General features: G+C 43.4%; 1 rRNA gene. It reads left to right on the forward strand.

Features of this window, described 5'->3' with window-relative positions:
- The first annotated feature begins 106 nt into the window (after positions 1 to 106).
- Positions 107 to 224 (forward strand): 5S ribosomal RNA (rrf, locus tag G5B06_RS18600).
- The last annotated feature ends 331 nt before the right edge of the window (positions 225 to 555 follow it).

The raw sequence follows: 555 nt of genomic DNA on the forward strand, positions 1-555 counted from the left end.
GTCGTAACAAGGTAGCCGTATCGGAAGGTGCGGCTGGATCACCTCCTTTCTAAGGAAAAAAGTAGAGAAGATGTGTTTTACTGTTGAGTTATCAAGCTAAGATATTTCTGGTGCCGATGCGGTTGGGGGAAACACCCGTTCCCATCCCGAACACGACGGTTAAGACCCAATCGGCCGATGGTACTGCACTGGAGACGGTGTGGGAGAGCAGGTGGGCGCCAGATCAAAAGAAAGAAGAACAGGGAAACCTGATGTGATAGATGCTGGTTTTACCAGTGATCTGAGAGAAAAAGCAATTTTCCTTTCAGATGGCTGATAAAACATCAGTCAGCATTGTACCTTGAAAACTGCATACATGAAATTTGATTAAGTTAATCAAATATCCTTAAACGCAAAGTATTAAGAAATTAATGCAAACGCAAAGATAGGAAGACATCGATTTATCTGTTATGAACAGAGTAATCAAACACCGTTGTAAAACGCGAGAGCGTGATACAACAGAGAATCAAGAGACCGCATCACCTACGCTAGGGTGATGAAGCGAAAGGTCAAGCA

Origin of the sequence: Blautia luti (genome assembly GCF_013304735.1) — a bacterium.
Lineage (GTDB): Bacteria > Bacillota > Clostridia > Lachnospirales > Lachnospiraceae > Blautia_A.